Here is a 16,206-nt window from a genome sequence, read left to right as displayed (position 1 = left end):
AATCATTCAGCACTGCCGTGACCAACTACAGTCTGGCCCATGACAGACGTCTACGCGCTGGGCGAGCCGCTCGGCGTCGTCTCCAGCGGCCGGGTGCGGCACGAGAACGATGCCAGGCTGGACGTCTGCGGTCCCGAGTTCACCCTGGTCATCGCCCTGTCCAGGCTGGGTCACCGCTGCGCGTACGCCGGCCGGGTGGGGGACGACGAGCTGGGCGCCAGGGCGCTGACCGTGCTCAAGGGCGAGGGCGTGGACGTCGGGGACGTGCGGGTGGTCGAAGGGGCGCGTACCGGGATGGTGCTCAGGGAGGTGCGCGTCGGCCGCGAGCCGGTGACGGCCCAGTACCGCACCCGTTCGGCCGGGTCGCGGCTGTCGCCTGGCAACGTGCCGGTGGACCGGGTGGGCGCGGCGAAGATGCTGCACGTGACCGGCGTCACGGCGGCCCTGGGCATGGACGCGCTCGACGCCGTGCACGCCGCCATGAGCGCGGCGCGGACGGCCGGCGTCATGATCTCCTTCTCCGTCGACTACGTGCCCGAGCTGTGGCCCTCCGTCCGGGAGGCCGAGGAGGTGCTCGGCGAGCTGGCCTGCCGCTCCCACCTGCTCTTCCTCGCCCAGGACGAGCTGGACCTGGTCAAACCCGCCCTCACCCCCGAGCGCGAGGTCGTCGTCAACCGGGGTGCGAAGGGCGCCAGCGTGCGCGCCGACCGCATGCGTTACGACGTGACCGTCCCGCAGGTTCCCGTGGTGGACATGGCGGGCTCGGGCGAGGCGTTCGCGGCCGGCTACATCAGCGCCGCGCTCGACGGTCTGACCCCGCAGGAGCGGTTGCAGCGAGGCGCGCTGCTGGGCGCGGCGGCGATGACGAGCGTGAGCGACTGGCAGGGTTTGCCGACCAGGGCGGAGCTGTGACGCAGAATTTCGCAACGGCTTGACGTGATTGCGCAAACATTTGACGGGCAATTGTCGTGCGGCACCCCGCATTTCGTCCGGCCGATACGCCGAAATTGCCGGGAAGGCCGTCCTGGGCGGGAGTGGGATCGCCGGGCGCGGGCTACGTAAGTGATCGCAAGCGCTTGCGTGGGAGGCCGTATAGTTTGCCCATGACGCGACGACTCGCAGAGGTGGCGAAGAAGGTCGGGGTGAGCGAGGCGACGGTCAGCCGCGTGCTCAACGGCAAGCCGGGTGTGTCCGACGCCACGCGCGAGGCCGTGCTGACCGCGCTCGACGTGCTCGGCTACGAGCGTCCCACCCAGTTGCGCGGCGACCGGGCCCGCCTGGTCGGCCTGGTGCTCCCCGAGCTGCAGAACCCGATCTTCCCCGCCTTCGCGGAGGTCGTCGGCGGCGCCCTGGCCCAGCAGGGCTTCACCTCGGTGCTGTGCACCCGCACGGTCGGCGGCGTCTCCGAGGCCGACTACGTCGACCTGTTGCTCCAGCAGCAGGTCAGCGGCGTGGTCTTCGCCGGCGGCCTCTACGCCCAGGCCGACGCCTCGCACGACCACTACGAGCTGCTGCACGAGCGCAAGCTGCCGACCGTCCTGGTCAACGCGGCCGTCGAGCGGCTGGACTTCCCGCAGGTCTCCTGCGACGACGTGGTGGCCGCCGAGATGGCCCTGTCCCACCTGCGCGCGCTCGGCCACGAACGCGTCGGCATGGTGCTCGGCCCGAAGGACCACATGCCCTCCCGGCGCAAGCTGGAGACGTTCGAGGCCGGGGGCGGCGATCCACGACTCGTCGAGCACACGATGTTCTCCCTGGAAGGCGGGCACGCGGCCGCGGCCCGGCTGGTCAGGCAGGGGGTGACCGGCGTGATCTGCGCCAGCGACCTGCTCGCGCTCGGCACCGTCCGGGCGGCCAGGCGGGCCGGGCTCACCGTGCCGGGGGACGTCTCGGTCATCGGCTTCGACGACTCGGCGCTGATGAACTGCACCGAGCCGCCGCTGACCACGGTCCGCCAGCCGATCGACGCGATGGGCCGGGCCGCCGTCGACCTGCTGGTGGCCCAGATCGACAAGGCGGTCGTGCCCGCCGACGAGCTGCTGTTCGAGCCGGAGCTGGTGGTCAGGGCCTCGACGGCGCGGGCGCGCGGCTGACCGCTCCCGCGCTAGGCATATGCCCCGGATGTCGTTGTCTGCGGCGTCGGCCTCCATTAGGTTCGGGCAAATGTGGATCGAGCGGGCCCAGGAGCTCTACGAACGTGGGATCTACGCCGGGGACGACGCGGCGCTCGCGACGTCCGACCGCGAGCTGGACGCGGTCGAGGCGGCGTTGTGCCTGGCCAGAGGCCGGGTCCTGCACGGGCGCGTGCTGCAAGGGGATGAGGCGGACCCGCGCGAGCTGCCGCTGTTCCAGCGGGCCACGACCCTGTTCAGGGCGCTCGGCGACCGGCGCGGGGAGGGCGAGGCGGCGTTCTGGGAGGGCTGTTTCCACCAGGTCGTCGAAGGCGACCTCGACCGGGCCGTTCCCCTGTTCGAGCGCGCCGGGGAGCTGGCCGCGGAGACGGGCGACCTCGCCACGCTCGCGGAGGTGCTCAGGCACCAGGGGATCGTCGCCCACCGGGCCGGGCGGCTCGACGAGGCGCGCGAGAGGCTGACGGAGTCGTCGCGGCTGCGGCGGGAGCTCGGGCATCCGGCGGGGGTCGCGTCCAACCAGGTCGGGCTGATCCGCATCGCCGTCGCCCAGGGACGTCACGCCGAGGCGCTGGCGCTGGCCGACGAGGCCCGCGCGCTGGCCGAGTCGTGCGGCGCCGGCCGCATCGCCGCCCACGTCGAGGAGGCCCGCGCCATCATCCCCGCCTGACCACGCCCGGACCCGCCCCGGCCCCGCGGAGGGCGTGGTGCCGGTCAGCGGGTGCGGCGGGTGGGGTCGCGCAGCCATCCGTCGAGGGTGGCGCGGGCGGCGGCCCGCTCCTCGGGGAAGCGCAGCGCCCTGACCAGCGTCCACAGGACGGCCTGCAAGGTCCGCGCCTCCGTGAACACCGCCAGGGCCGGATCGTCGGGATCGGCGCCGTAGGCCCGCACGGCGGCGCGCCCGTCGAGCCGGACGGTCCTCAGCAGGCAGGCCAGGTCCCAGCCCACGGGCGCGGACATGGTCTCCTCGAAGTCGTTCCACAGCAGGCCGCCGGGCGTGACCAGCAGGTTGCCCGGATGCGCGTCGCCGTGCACGGCCTGACCGCCGTCGGGCAGCCGGGCGGCCAGCCCGTCGCGGGCCTCGGCGAGCCGGGCCAGCACGTCCGGCTCCAGCTCGCCGGAGAGCAGCCCGAGCAGGTGCCGGGGCTCGTCGAGGACGGGCCCCAGGCGCGGCAGCGCGCCTGGAAAGCCGCGCAGCTCTTCGTGCAGCTCGCGCAGCGCCCGCCCGAACGCCTCGGGCGTCACCGGAGACCCGTCGTGCTCGACGTGTTCGGCGTGTTCGACGTGTTCGACGTACTGCCAGTACGACACCGGCGTCCCGCCGTGCTCGTGCACCCGCGCGGGCAGCAGGTCGCTCGGCGGCACGACCGGCGCCCCCCGCCCGTGCAGGAACGACACGACCGCCAGCTCCCGCCGCATCGCCTCCTCGGGCCGGAGCCGGGCCAGGGCGGTGACCGTGGGCACCCGCGCCACGACCGGCGCCGGCCGCAGGTGGATCCTGAGGTTGTAGGAGTCCGTCAGCACGACGGGCTCGCGCACCGTGATGCCGTGCTCCTCGGCCACCGCGACGGCGGCGGCCACGGCCTCGCCCGCGGAGATCGCCCGCGCGGCCCCGGCACGCTCAGGCCGACTCACGGACCACCAGCTCGGTCGGCAGGATCACCGGTTCCCGCGAGCCGCCCTCGAAGAGGCCGAGCAGCAGCCGGACCATGGCCGCCGCCTGCTCGGCGATCGGATGCCGCAGCGTGGTCAGCGGCGGCTCGGTGTACTTGGCCGCCTCGATGTCGTCGAACCCCACCACCGCCACGTCGTCGGGCACCCGCCGCCCGGCCTGGCGCAACGCCTGGAGCGCACCGACGGCCATCAGGTCGTTGCCCACGAACACGGCGTCGAGCGCGGGGTCGTCGCCGAGGAGCTGGCGCATCGCGATCGCGCCCGACTCCCTGGTGAAGTCGCCCACGGCCACGATCGAGCGGCGGTCGGAGTCGCGCAGCACGTTGCGGTAGCCGGTCAGGCGGTCCTGGCCGGCGATCATGTCCTGCGGGCCGGCGATCGTGGCGATCCTGCGCCGCCCGGACTCGACCAGGTGCCGCACCCCCGCCTCGGCCCCGCCCACGTTGTCGTTGTCGACGAACGGGATGTCCACCGGCACGGCCGGCCGCCCGTACGAGACCACGGGGACGCGCAGCCGCGACAACGCGGACGGCAGCGGGTCGGCGCCGTGCATGGAGATCAGCATGACGCCGTCGACGTGGCCGCCCGAGATGTACCGCTCCACCCGGGCGTGGCTCTTGGGCGAGGAGGCCAGCATCAGCACGACTTGCTTGTTGACCGCCTCCAGCTCGTAGCTGGCCGACCTGATCGCCGTGGAGAACATCGGGTCCTCGGAGAAGACCCGGGTGCCCGGCTCGCTGACGACCAGGGCGATCGAGTCGGTGCGCTGGGTGACCAGGCTGCGCGCCGCCGAGTTGGGGATGTAGCCCAGCTCGTCGATCGCGCGCTGCACGGCGTCGCGGATGTGCGGCGCGACGGTCGTCTGGTTGTTGACGACCCTGGAGGCGGTCGCGCGGGAGACGCCCGCGCGGGCGGCGACCGCCTCCAGCGTCGGGCGTCTCATGACTGCACCAAGAGGGAGAGCACGGAAAAAATCTACAGGCCGTTCCTGCTGATCACGTCGCGGTACCACAGGGCGCTGTCCTTGGGCACCCGGGTCTGCGTCGCGTAGTCCACGTGCACGATGCCGAACCTGCGCCGGTAGCCCTCGGCCCACTCGAAGTTGTCGAGCAACGACCACACCAGGTAACCGCGCAGGTCGGCGCCCGCCTCGACGGCCCGGTGCACCTCGCGCAGATGCCCGTCCAGGTACGCCACGCGCTCGTCGTCGTGCACCCGCCCGTCCTCGACGCGGTCGTCGAAGGCCGCGCCGTTCTCGGTGACCATGAGCCCGACCTGCGGATAGTCCTTGGAGAGCCGGACGAGCAGCCGGGACAGGCCGTCGGGCACGATCGGCCAGCCCATCGCGGTGACCGGCGCGTCCGCCGTCGTGAAGCGCACGTCCTCCGAGCCCGGCCAGGCGGCGTCGGCGGGCAGCCCCGGGCCCGACTCGACCACGCACGGGTTGTAGTAGTTGACGCCGACCAGGTCGATCGGCGCGTTGATCAGCTCCAGGTCGCCGTCCTGGACGTGCGCGGTCCCGCCGTTGCGCGCCGCCGCCGCGAGGACCTCCTCCGGGTACGTGCCGTACACCGCCGGGTCGAGGAACTGCCTGGTCAGCAGGGCATGGACGCGTTCTGCGGCGGCCGCGTCCGCCTCGCCGGCGACCGCCGCGGGGTCGTTGACCTGGGCCGGCGTGAGCACCGGCGCGGAGTTGACCACGAGCATGATGCTGCGCGCCCCGGCCGCCCGCAGCCGGCGCGCCGCCAGGCCGTGGCCGAGCATGAGGTGGTGGGCGGCGCGCATGGCCTCGCCGGGGTCGCGGCGGCCGGGGGCGTGGACGCCGTTGCCGTAGCCGAGGAAGGCCGAGACCCAGGGCTCGTTGAGCGTCGTCCAGTGGGTCACCCGGTCGCCGAGCCGGTCGTGCACGGCCTGGGCGTAGTCGGCGAAGCGGTAGGCCGTGTCGCGGTCCGTCCAGCCGCCGTGGGCTTCGAGGGCTTGGGGGAGGTCCCAGTGGTAGAGGGTGACATAAGGCGAAATTTCGGCGGCTAGTAGTTCATCTACGAGTTTGTCGTAGAAGGCTAGGCCGCGCGGGTTGATCGGCCCCCTGCCGTCCGGCTGGACGCGCGGCCAGGCCACCGAGAACCGGTAGGCCCGCAGCCGCAGCTCGCGCATCAGCGCGACGTCGTCCTTGTACCGGTGGTAGTGGTCGCAGGCCATGTCGCCGGTGTCGCCGTCGGCCACTTTCCCGGGGGTGTGGGAGAAGGTGTCCCAGATCGACTGGCCCCGCCCGTCCTCCTTGACCGCCCCCTCGATCTGGTAGGACGCCGTGGCGGCTCCCCAGACGAATTCCTCGGGAAACTTCATCCCTTAACAGCTCCTTGCATGATTCCACCGATGATTTGCCTGCCGAACAGGGCGAAGACCGCCACGAGCGGCAGGACGCCGACCGCCGTGCCCGCCAGGCCCAGCACGTAGTCGTTGACGTATCCGCTGGCCAGCGTGGACAGGGCCACCTGGACGGTGGGGTTGTCCGGGTTCAGCACGACCAGCGGCCAGAAGTAGTCGTTCCAGGCCGACATGAACGTCAGCATGCCCAGCACGGCCGCCGCCGGCCGCGCGGCGGGCAGCACGACGTGCCAGAACAGGCCCCACGTCGTGCAGCCGTCCACCCGCCCGGCCTCCAGCAGCTCGTCGGGCAGCGCCCGGGTGAGGTACTGGGTCATGAAGAACACCCCGAACGCGTTGACCAGCGCCGGCACGATCAGCGCGTAGTCCGTGCCGGTCCACTCCAGCTTCACCATGAGCAGGTAGAGCGGGATGATGCCGAGCTGGGCCGGGACCATCATGGTGGCCACGGTGATCACCAGCATGGCGTTCCTGCCCCGGAACCGCAGCTTGGCGAAGGCGAACCCGGCCAGCGTCGAGAAGAACATCACCGCGACCGCGATCGAGCCCGCCACGATGACCGAGTTCAGCAGCGCCAGCCCGAAGGGCACGGTGTCGAACACGCGGGAGACGTTGGCCAGGAAGTTCCCGCCGGGCAGCAGCGGCGGCGGGACCTCGGCCAGCGCCGAGTTGTGCCGCGAGGCCACCACCACGCTGTAGTAGAGCGGGAAGGCGGAGAAGAAGGCGACCGCGATGAGGGTCAGGTAGCGCAGTCTCATGTCGTGCCGCCCTTCACCCGGCGGCTGATCAGGAAGTTGATCCCGGCGACGGCCACCACGACCAGGAACATCAGCCAGGACGCCGCCGAGGCGTACCCGAAGTCGAACTTGGTGAAGCCCTGCTCGTAGACGAACAGCGCGAGCGTCTGGTACTGGCGGTCCGGGCCGCCGCTGGCCGCGCCGCCGCCCGCGCCGCTGCTCTGGCCGAACAGCAGCGGCTCGGCGATGATCTGCATCGCGCCGATCGTGGAGACGATGACGACGAAGATGATCGTGGGCCGGATCATCGGGATGGTGATCCGGCGGAGCTGGGTGAAGCTGCTCGCGCCGTCGAGGGTGGCGGCCTCGTACAGCTCGCGCGGCACGGCCTGCATGGCGGCCAGGAAGATGAGCGCGTTGTAGCCGGTCCAGCGCCACATGATCATCACGGCGAGCGCGATGTGCGAGGTCGCGGTGCCGGCCGCCCAGTCGATGTTCCCGATGCCGAACCACGACAGCACCCAGTTGATCAGCCCGAAGTCGCGGCCGAAGAGCTGGCTGAAGATCACCACCACGGCCACCACGCTGGTGACGTTGGGCAGCAGCATCGAGATGCGCAGCAGCGTCTGGAAGCGCAGCCGCCGGTTCAGCAGATGGGCCAGCCAGACGGCCAGCAGGAGCTGCGGCACGGTGGACAGCACGCCGATGGACAGCGTGTTGAACGTGGCGTTCCAGAAGTAGCCGTCGGCCAGCAGCGTCTGGAAGTTCTTCGCGCCGACGAACGTGTGCTCCTCCGACAGCAGGGTCCAGTCGTGCAGGCTGACCCAGGCCGTGTAGATGAGCGGGAACAGCCCGAAGGCGCAGAACAGCAGGAAGAAGGGGGCGACGTAGGCGTACGGCGACACCCTCACGTCGAGGGTGTGCCGGACGCTACGCCGCCGGCGCCGGGTCGGCACCGACAGCGGGAGCGTGCTCATCTGATCTTCTGGACGTCCTGGAGAACCTGCGCCCACGCCTCTTCCGGCGTCTGCTTGCCCTGCTCGACCCGGCCGAGCCCGTTACCGATCGCCACCCGGACGTCGGCCTCCTTCGGGCCGAGGTGCTGCGGCTTGAGCGCCTTGGCGGCGTCGGAGTAGATCTTGCCGATGGGGGCGTCGCCGAAGAACGGCTTGGTGAAGTTCTGGATCGAGGGGTCGTCGTACAGCGCCGGGATCGACGGGAACGTGCCCTCCTCCTTGAACACCTTGGCCTGGTTCTCCTTGGAGGTCAGGAAGTCGATCAGCTCGGCCGCCTCCTTCGGGTGCTTGCTCTGCTTGGGCACCATCAGGTGGGAGCCGCCGCTGTTGCCCGAACCGCCCGGCACGGTCGCGATGTCCCACTTCCCGGAGGCGTCCTTGGCCTGCTCCTGGATGAACCCGGTCATCCAGGCCGGACAGATGATCGTGGCGAACGAGCCCTTGGCGAAACCGGTGTTCCACGGCGGGGTGAAGGCGGCCAGCTTGGCGGTCAGGCCTTCCTGGGTGAGCTGGTTGGACAGGTCCCACGCCTTCTTCACGTCGGGGTTGCTGTCCACGATGATCTTGTCCTGGGCGTCGTACAGGCCGACGGGGGCCTGGTTGACCATCGCGCGGAAGATCTCGCCGGGGGAGTCGACGAACTTGGCGTCGGCGACCTTCGCGGCGCCGAACTTCTTGCCGGTCTCGATGTACTGCTCCCAGGTGGGCCAGAGAGCGCTCACTTCGGTTCGTCCGCTCGGCAGCCCGGCCTTCTTGAACAGGTCCTTGCGGTAGCACATGGCCAGGCCGCCGACGTCGGTGCCGAGGCCGAGGAGCTGCTGCCCGTCCTTGCTGAGGCCCTGTTGCCACTTCCAGTCGAGGTAGTCGCCCTGGCGCTTGTCGAGCCCGTACTGCTTGAGGTCGACGAACTTGCCGGGCTGGGAGGTGAACGTGCTGACGTAGCCCACCTCGACGGCCTCGACGTCACCCGCGCCGGCGTTCGTGGCCAGGCGCTTGACCAGGTTGTTGTGGTGGTCGTTGAACTGGGTGACGGCCTCCACGACCTCGATGTTCGGGTGGGTCTTCTTGTATTCCTCGTAGAGCGGTTTGAAGCCGAAGTCCCCGAAGAGGCCGACGGACAGCTTGATCTTCTCGCCGGGCTTGGCGCTCGCCTCCGTGGCGGGGCTTCCGCCGCCGCTGCCGCAGGCCGTCGCCAGCGCGAGCAGGGACGCGGTGAGCACGGGCACGGCGAGCCGCCGGATACGAGGGGTCATGGAAACCCTCCTGGGTAGAACGGGGGATGTGAGAGAGCGCTCTCTCGCCAGATTCGCGGCCTCTGTGCCGCCCTGTCAACGGGGTCTGCATAACGATCGGCGTTACCAGGAGAGCGCGTTCAGGGCAGCCTGGAGGTGTGGGGTAGGGTGCTGCAACGTCTCCGACCGGACCGAGGAGCAGCCCGCCTTGACGAGCGACCTTCCGCCCGAGACCCTGCCGGTCCCGCTCCCGGGCGCGACCGTCACGCCCGTCGTCAGCCGGCTCGACGACGAGCACGACGCGGTCACGTTCCGGTGGCACGGCCCCGCCGGCGAGGTGCGCGTCCTGGCCGGCAGGCTGCGTCCCGACGGCGCCGACACCCTGCTGGAGCTCGGGCCGGACCTGTGGAGCCGCACCTTCCGCGTGCGGCGCGGCTGGCGCGCCTCCTACCACCTCCAGGTGGACGGCGCGCAGGTCGCCGACCCGCTCAACCCCCGCCGGTGGCGCGGCTTCTCGATCGCCGAGACGACCCCGTCGTCACCGTGGCTGGTCCCCGGCCGGCGCCGTCACGAGCTCGTCCGCGAGCCCGCCGGGTTCCGGTACGAGCCCGCGCTCCCGCCGGTCGCCTCGCTGGTCGCGCTCGACGGCGAGGAGTGGACCGAGGACCTGCCCGTCGTCCTCGACAACCTCATCGCGGCCGGCCGCATCCCGCCGGTCCGGGCCTGGCTGGTCGAGTCGGGCCCCGACCGCGTGGCCCGGCTCACCTGCGACCCCGGCTTCGTGGACGCGCTGCCCCACGACGGCTTCACCGTGATCGCCGGTCAGAGCCTCGGCGGGCTCACCGCCGTCTACGCCGCCCACCGGCATCCCGGCAGGTTCGCCGCGGCGGTGTCGCAGTCGGGCTCGTTCTGGTGGCCGGACGGCCCCGAGCCCGAATGGCTGACGGGCGAGCTGGCCAGGGGCCCGGTGCCGCGCGTGCACCTCCAGCTCGGCAGCCTGGAGGACGACGCCATGCACGGCCCGACCGAACGGCTGCGAGCCGTCCTCGGCGCGGCGGCGGACTACCGGGAGTTCGCGGGCGGTCACGACCGCTACTGCTGGCGCGACCGCCTGGGGGACGCCCTGATCGCCGCCTTCGCCGGATTCCGGGGCCCTACGACCGGGGGCTGAGCACGCGGCCCACCATGCGGGCGTACATGCGGCCGGGGCTCGGCGCCTCGGTCAGGAAGCCGGGCAGCATCGGCAGCCCGACGGCGAAGGGGGCCAGCCGCTCGTACAGCTCGTCGGCGTCGGCGGGACGGTTCTCCGGCTGCTTCTCCAGCAGCTCGGCCAGGAGCGCGCCCAGCTTGTCGGGAAGGCCGGGGATGGCCGGCGGACGCTCCTTGACCTGCTGCTCGAACACCACGTAGTCGGTCGGCCCGGTGAACAGCTGCCGCCCGGTCAGCATCTCGTGCAGGACGCAGCCGAGCGAGTACAGGTCGCTGCGCGGCTCGGCCACACCGTGCTGGATCTGCTCGGGAGCCATGTACGCCGGCGTGCCGAGGATCTGGCCGATCCGGGTGAACGTGGTGACGTCGGCGTCCCGCAGCAGCGCGAGCCCGAAGTCGAGCACCTTGACGCTGCCGTCGGGGCAGAGCATGAGGTTGGTCGGCTTGAGGTCGCGGTGGCAGATCGCCAGGGCGTGGGCCGCCGACAGCACCGCGCACGCCTGGGCCGCGATGGCCGCCGCCCACGGCACCGGCAGCGGGCCGTGCTCGCTGACCACGTCGGCCACCGTGACGCCCTCGATGAACTGCATGACCTGGTAGAGCCGCTGCTCGTGGGTGCCGAAGTCGTACAGCACGGGCGCGCCCGGATGCTCCAGCCTGGCCAGGATGCGCGCCTCGCGGATGAACCGGCGTTCCAGCTCGTGGTCGGGGCCGCTCGGCAGCCTGAGCAGCTTCACCGCGACCCTGCGATCGAGGTGGCGGTCGTGGCCCGCGTAGACCGCGCCCATCCCGCCCTGCCCGAGGGGGAGGTCGTCGAGCTCATAGCGGTCGCCGATGACCATTCGCCCCTCCACGCAGCCTTTCGGGAAAAACTACACCGTCAGGACTGCGGGTGCAGATGGCCGTCGGCCAGCCCGTCGAGGCCGAGCCTGATCAGGGTACGGCCCAGCGTCGAGGTCTCGCGCAGCGCGTCCTCCAGCACGGCCAGTTGCCTGAACGCCTCCCCGTACGCCTTCTGCTCCTTCAGCGACAGCCTGGGCACGCGGGTGCGGCGCACGTCGAACCTGCTGGAGCCGGTGGTCACCCGGCCGCCCGCGGCCCGCAGGAACCCGGCCAGGAAGTCGGGATCGAGCCTGCGGGCGTCGACCCGGTAGAGGGTCAGGTGGGGGCCGAGCACCGCGCCGCCGTCGGCGATCACCCGCACCCCCGAGTAGGAGGCCACCACGTCGCCGGGACGGATCACGATCAGGCCCGGCTGCATGCCGGTCAGGCCGGAGGGCGCGCCGCCGGTCAGCACGTCGTCGGCCGTGAGCACGGCCACGTCGCCGCCGTCGGCGGCCATCTTGGGCGGCGCCTGCGACGTGCTCACCAGCCCCTCCTTGATCAGGTCGCCCAGCGTCGTGGACGGCTGGTCGAGCGGCTGGTCGAGCACCTTCAGGTCGGGCGGGACGGCGGCGGCGGCGAGGAAGCGGTCGCGCGCCTGCGCGAAGGCCCGGCCCACGTCGTCGCGGCGCTGGTGGCGGGCCGGGGTCATGTCGACCTCGTCGGCCAGCAGGTCGATGATCCGCACGGTCTGGTCGGAGCGGTCGTCGAGGTAGGCCAGCCAGGCGGGCTCGACCGGCGACAGGTCGGCCGTCGCGTCGAGGATGAGCACCTCCGACGGCGGCCGCTCGCCCGCCCGCGGCCGGCGCAGCAGCCACAGGTCGGAGCCCGGCAGCGCCACCACCGCGCGCAACGCTCCGGCGCGCAGCAGGTTGGCCCTGATCCGGCGGCCCGCCTTGCGGCTCGCGGCGGCCGGCGGCATGAGCACCGCGACCAGGCCGCCGGGCCTGACGTGGGTGAGGCAGTGCTGGACCCAGGCCAGCTCGGGCTCGCCGCGCGGCGGCAGGCCGTGCTCCCAGCGCGGGTCGCCGGTCAGCTCCTCGTAACCCCAGGCCCGCTCGTTGAACGGCGGATCGCACACCACGGCGTCGGCCTTGAGCTCGGGGAAGCCATCGAGCCGCATGGAGTCGCCGGCCACGATGTCGGCCTGGATGCCGCGCAGCCGCAGGCGGGCCGCGGTGATGGCGGCCGAGGTCTCGCTGAGCTCCTGCCCGAGGACGCGGGCGGGGCCGCCCCGGCCCGCGGGCGGGTCGCCGTCGGCGGGCGCGGGGTCGCCGGGAACGGCTTCGGCGCGTTCCGGCACGGCGGACGGCGGCAGGAGCAGGGTGCCGACCCCGCAGGCGGGATCGAGGACGGTGGCGCCGTCGGCCCGGACGAGCCGCAGCATCAGCTCGGCCACGTCGTCGCGGGTGACCGAGAGCTGGCGGGAGTGGGCCTCCAGGTAACGCTCGCAGAGGAACTCGTAGGCCGTCAGCGGGTCGTGCCGCTCGGCCAGCTCCGTCACGAGCCCGGCCAGCTCGGGCTCCAGCTCGCTCTCTCCGCTGGTCAGCAGCGTTCCAGCCTGGGCGACCAGATGGCCCAGCCGCAGATCGCCGGCGGCTTTCAGGCGTTGCCACACCCGATCTGCCAGCGAGACCTGGTAGGACTTCCCATAGCGGCGCAGCCAGGACTCGACCTGCCGCAGCGAGAACAGCGGCTGGTTCGCGGTTCCGCCGATCGGTTGGGGGAAGTCGTCGTGGCGGCGGCGCCAGTTGCTCACCGCGGCACGCCCGACACCGGCGAGCCGGGCGATGTCCCCGGCGTTCACGGTCGGGTCGTGGCTCATGAAACCCACAGTAGTTCACAAGAGTCTTCAGCGCATCTGCTTGTGAAGTCTTTCAACCAATGATTTACTGCTGGGTATGAAGCACAACATCCGCTATGCCGCCGGATCAGACGTGGGCCGCCGCAGGGAGCAGAACGAGGACTCCGGCTATGCGAGTGGCCGGTTGCTCGTGGTTGCCGACGGCATGGGCGGGCACGCGGCCGGCGAGCTGGCGAGCTCGGCGGCGATCGCCGTCATGCGCGAGCTGGATGCCACGCTTCCCGAGACCGGCTCCGATCTGGAGGCGGCCCTGGAGGGCGCCGTGCACGAGGCGGCCCGCAGGCTGGTCGAGCTGGCCGACATCGACCCGGCCCGCCGGGGGATGGGAACCACGGTCACCGCCCTGCTGTGGGACGGCTACCGGTTCGCCCTTGCTCATCTCGGTGACTCCCGCGGATACCTGCTTCGTGATGGCGCGCTCTATCAGATGACCAAGGATCACACACTTGTGCAGTCGATGGTGGACGAAGGGCGGATAACGGAGGATCAGGCCGCCGTACATCCCCGGCGGTCCATGGTGCTGCGCGTCCTGGGCAGCGAGGGCAGGGCCGAGCCGGACATGGCGCTGCGCGAGGCCGAGCCTGATGATCGCTACCTCCTCTGCTCCGACGGGCTCACGACCGTGCTCGGGCCCGAGGTCCTGCACGAGGTGCTGACCACGGTGGCAGACCCGGCGGCCGCCGTCCAGCGGCTCATCGACCTGGCGAACGAGGGCGGCTCGCCCGACAACGTCACCGTGATCGTGGCCGACGTGGTGGCGCCGGGCGCGGGTGAGGTGAGCGTCTACCGCGTGGGTGCGGGGGCCTGACGGGCGATATCGCCCGTCACAGCAGTCACATGCGTCCCAATGCCGAAATTTGGGCCCATTGATAGACACTTTCTGAATGATTCGAGCAAATTCGCGATGGCGCTACTACAGTCCATCGTGATTTGTCGGTTTTTCGGGGAGGAGTCACCCTGGACCCGATCGCGGACGCGCTGCTGAAGCAGGTACGGCAGGAAGTCGGCTACAAGGAGAAGAGCGGCCAGAGCACCAAGTTCGGCCAGTGGTACGCGGATCGCGTCCAGGACACCCAATACCGCAACGCCCCCTGGTGTGACATGTTCATCGCCTGGGCAGCCGACAGAACCGGCCTCAGTCCGTACGTCGGGCAGTTCGCCTGGACGCCGTCCCACGCGGCCTGGTTCATCAAGCAGAAGGCCTGGGCGCAGCGGCCCGAGCCCGGCGCTCTGGTCTTCTACGACTGGAGCGGCGGCAAGAGCTACAAGGGCGTCGACCACGTCGGGATCGTGGAACGGGTCGAGGGCAAGAAGATCCACACCATCGAGGCCAACGTCGACCGTGTCTGGCTCAAGCGCAAGGTCAGGGACACCGACAAGGTCGTCGGCTACGGGCTTCCCCGGCTGGTCAAGGCCGGTGCCGACCAGGCGGCCGAGATCCGGTCGACCGAGCGTCCGTTCGTGCCCGCGCCGCGCACGGAGGTGGGGCGGTCCTCGCCTCTGGACGTCCTGGGGACGCCGCCCGCGCTGCTGGTCGCGATGGTGCTGGTGACCGTCGTGCTCTCCTTACGCGTGACGGGCCGCCGCCGCGGCACCCACCGCCGCTTCAGCTGGCCCCGCCCCTGGAACGCGCCAGAAGACCGCAGCGCCGGCCGCCCCGGCCTGGACGACCGCCGTACCGTTGATGGCCCACGTGCCGCGCGCATCGGGGATGGCGAGGACTGGGCGCCTCGCGTGACCGTCCTCGCGCCCGATCAGGCGCCGCAGGACGCCTCCCGCATCCGCGTGGGCACCACCCCGCCCCGGCAGCGGGTCGCGGCGGGCGCGGGACGCCCGGCGGCCGGCCGCACCCCCACCACCCGCCGCAAGCCCTACACCCCCAAGGACTGACCTCCCCGGGGACGGGCCCCTCCCAGGGGCGCAACCGTCGGGGCCGCCCTCGAAGTGGGTCAGGTGGTGAGGTCGAGGGTCACCTTGACGTCGCCCGGGTGGTGGACGAAGGCGTCCTTGGCCTGGCTGAGGGGGACGCGGCGGGTGATCAGGCGTTCGAGCCAGGTCCGGTCCGCCTGGGCCAGGGCGGTCGCGGCGTCCCGGAAGTGGCGGAGGTTGGCGTTGACCGTGCCGAAGATCGCGTCGTTCTCCAGGACGATGTCCCGGTTGATCTCGCTCACGTCCAGCCGGTGGGTGCGGCCGCCCGCAGCCAGCCCGGCCAGGCAGACGATCCCGGCCGCGGACGTGCAGGTCATGGACTCCATGACGAGCTGCCCCACCCCGGTCCCCTCGATGATGATGTCCGGTTTGGCGTTGGCGAAGGCGTCCAGGCTGCTGCCCACGTGGTACGTCGCCCCCAGGTCGGCCACCAGCGCGGGCTTGGCCCCGCCCGCCGTCCGGTCCAGGACGTGCACCTCCAGCCCCCGCTGCCGTCCCAGCAGCGCCGCCAGCAGCCCGATCGGCCCCGCGCCGGTCACCAGCACCGTGCGCGGCTCGAACCAGGCGCGCGAGCCGATCCGCTCGATGTGCTCCCACGCCTTGGCCACCACGGACGTCGGCTCGACGAGCATGCCCACGCTCTCCAGCGAGGGGTCGAGGCGCACGGCGTACCCGGCCTCGACGGTCCACCGCTCACCGGCGTAGCCGTCGATCTCCTTGATGCCGCGTTCGGTGTAGCGGCCGTTGCGGCACATGTCGAACTCGCCGCGCGCGCAGGCGCCGCACGGTTCGGGGTCGGGACGGCGTACCACGCCCACGACCAGGTCGCCGGGGGAGAAGGCGGACCCGTCGGGGACCTGGAGCACCCGGCCGAGCGACTCATGGCCGATGATCATACGGCTCCGGCCGGGCGGCGCCCAGCCGTACTCGCCGTCCGCCAGTTCCCTGTCGGTCCCGCAGACCCCCAGGGCCAGCCCCTGGACGAGCAGTTCCCCGGGGCCCGGTTCCGGATCGGGCACCTCTTCCACCTCAAGCATCCCCGGCCGGCCCGGCTCGAATGTCAACGCGCGCATCGGCGTCACCCCCTGGGGCAGTCCTTACCCCGACCGGACGGAGCTACGAGGACGTCCTACTATCGAAATAGTT

General features: G+C 71.6%; 15 protein-coding genes. 6 read left to right on the top strand and 9 right to left on the bottom strand.

Features of this window, described 5'->3' with window-relative positions:
- Positions 1-39: 39 nt before the first annotated feature.
- The 3 genes from AB0J97_RS16810 (at position 40) to AB0J97_RS16800 (ending at position 2,799) form a co-directional block, all read left to right on the top strand.
- The gene (locus tag AB0J97_RS16810) at positions 40-912 is read left to right on the top strand and encodes a sugar kinase (protein WP_364089209.1); all 873 of its coding nucleotides are present in this window, start codon (positions 40-42) and stop codon (positions 910-912) included.
- A gap of 191 nt (positions 913-1,103) precedes the next feature.
- Positions 1,104-2,093 carry a LacI family DNA-binding transcriptional regulator gene (locus AB0J97_RS16805; protein ID WP_357694929.1) on the top strand — a complete coding sequence of 330 codons (990 nt, stop codon included), beginning with the start codon at positions 1,104-1,106 and terminating at the stop codon, positions 2,091-2,093.
- Between the two features lie 70 nt (positions 2,094-2,163).
- Entirely contained in the window at positions 2,164-2,799 is a 636-nt protein-coding gene (locus AB0J97_RS16800; RefSeq protein ID WP_357694931.1) for a tetratricopeptide repeat protein, read from the top strand.
- Between the two features lie 44 nt (positions 2,800-2,843).
- On the opposite strand, the gene AB0J97_RS16795 is transcribed toward AB0J97_RS16800, so the two are convergent.
- From AB0J97_RS16795 to AB0J97_RS16770, 6 genes are read right to left on the bottom strand one after another with little or no spacing between them, the layout of a single operon-like run.
- On the bottom strand, positions 2,844-3,764 hold the full coding sequence (locus AB0J97_RS16795; protein ID WP_364089206.1) for an aminoglycoside phosphotransferase family protein: 921 nt from the start codon (positions 3,762-3,764) through the stop codon (positions 2,844-2,846).
- Entirely contained in the window at positions 3,751-4,746 is a 996-nt protein-coding gene (locus AB0J97_RS16790; protein ID WP_357694935.1) for a LacI family DNA-binding transcriptional regulator, read from the bottom strand. Before AB0J97_RS16790 ends, AB0J97_RS16795 begins: the two co-directional genes overlap by 14 nt.
- 32 nt (positions 4,747-4,778) lie before the next feature.
- Positions 4,779-6,149, bottom strand: coding sequence for a GH1 family beta-glucosidase (locus AB0J97_RS16785; RefSeq protein ID WP_364089202.1), 1,371 nt, complete (start codon positions 6,147-6,149; stop codon positions 4,779-4,781).
- Positions 6,146-6,949, bottom strand: coding sequence for a carbohydrate ABC transporter permease (locus AB0J97_RS16780; RefSeq protein ID WP_357694939.1), 804 nt, complete (start codon positions 6,947-6,949; stop codon positions 6,146-6,148). The genes AB0J97_RS16785 and AB0J97_RS16780 overlap by 4 nt, the downstream gene beginning before the upstream one ends.
- Complete coding sequence (locus AB0J97_RS16775) at positions 6,946-7,905, bottom strand: sugar ABC transporter permease (protein ID WP_364089198.1); 960 nt, start codon at positions 7,903-7,905, stop codon at positions 6,946-6,948. The genes AB0J97_RS16780 and AB0J97_RS16775 overlap by 4 nt, the downstream gene beginning before the upstream one ends.
- The gene (locus AB0J97_RS16770; protein WP_364089195.1) at positions 7,902-9,197 is read right to left on the bottom strand and encodes an extracellular solute-binding protein; all 1,296 of its coding nucleotides are present in this window, start codon (positions 9,195-9,197) and stop codon (positions 7,902-7,904) included. The genes AB0J97_RS16775 and AB0J97_RS16770 overlap by 4 nt, the downstream gene beginning before the upstream one ends.
- 187 nt (positions 9,198-9,384) lie before the next feature.
- On the opposite strand from AB0J97_RS16770, the gene AB0J97_RS16765 reads away from it, so the two are divergent.
- Positions 9,385-10,347 carry an alpha/beta hydrolase-fold protein gene (locus AB0J97_RS16765; RefSeq protein ID WP_364089192.1) on the top strand — a complete coding sequence of 321 codons (963 nt, stop codon included), beginning with the start codon at positions 9,385-9,387 and terminating at the stop codon, positions 10,345-10,347.
- On the opposite strand, the gene AB0J97_RS16760 is transcribed toward AB0J97_RS16765, so the two are convergent.
- Positions 10,331-11,227 carry a serine/threonine-protein kinase gene (locus AB0J97_RS16760; protein ID WP_357694947.1) on the bottom strand — a complete coding sequence of 299 codons (897 nt, stop codon included), beginning with the start codon at positions 11,225-11,227 and terminating at the stop codon, positions 10,331-10,333. The two genes, AB0J97_RS16765 and AB0J97_RS16760, sit on opposite strands and share 17 nt — an antisense overlap.
- Before the next feature lie 38 nt (positions 11,228-11,265).
- Positions 11,266-13,092: an N-6 DNA methylase gene (locus AB0J97_RS16755; protein ID WP_364089188.1), complete on the bottom strand. Its 1,827-nt coding sequence runs from the start codon at positions 13,090-13,092 to the stop codon at positions 11,266-11,268.
- A gap of 76 nt (positions 13,093-13,168) precedes the next feature.
- Between AB0J97_RS16755 and AB0J97_RS16750 the strand changes: the two genes are divergently transcribed.
- Positions 13,169-13,939: a PP2C family serine/threonine-protein phosphatase gene (locus tag AB0J97_RS16750; protein ID WP_357694950.1), complete on the top strand. Its 771-nt coding sequence runs from the start codon at positions 13,169-13,171 to the stop codon at positions 13,937-13,939.
- A 122-nt stretch (positions 13,940-14,061) separates the two neighbouring features.
- Complete coding sequence (locus AB0J97_RS16745; RefSeq protein ID WP_364089185.1) at positions 14,062-15,021, top strand: CHAP domain-containing protein; 960 nt, start codon at positions 14,062-14,064, stop codon at positions 15,019-15,021.
- A gap of 59 nt (positions 15,022-15,080) precedes the next feature.
- Here AB0J97_RS16745 and AB0J97_RS16740 read toward each other — a convergent pair whose 3' ends face one another.
- Positions 15,081-16,133: a glucose 1-dehydrogenase gene (locus tag AB0J97_RS16740; RefSeq protein ID WP_364089182.1), complete on the bottom strand. Its 1,053-nt coding sequence runs from the start codon at positions 16,131-16,133 to the stop codon at positions 15,081-15,083.
- Between the last annotated feature and the right edge of the window lie 73 nt (positions 16,134-16,206).

The sequence above is a fragment of the Nonomuraea sp. NPDC049607 genome (assembly GCF_040675375.1).
In the GTDB taxonomy this organism is placed as follows: Bacteria; Actinomycetota; Actinomycetes; order Streptosporangiales; family Streptosporangiaceae; genus Nonomuraea.
The sequence above is the reverse complement of the archived record's forward strand: the minus strand, read 5'-3'. Positions and strand labels throughout refer to the sequence as shown.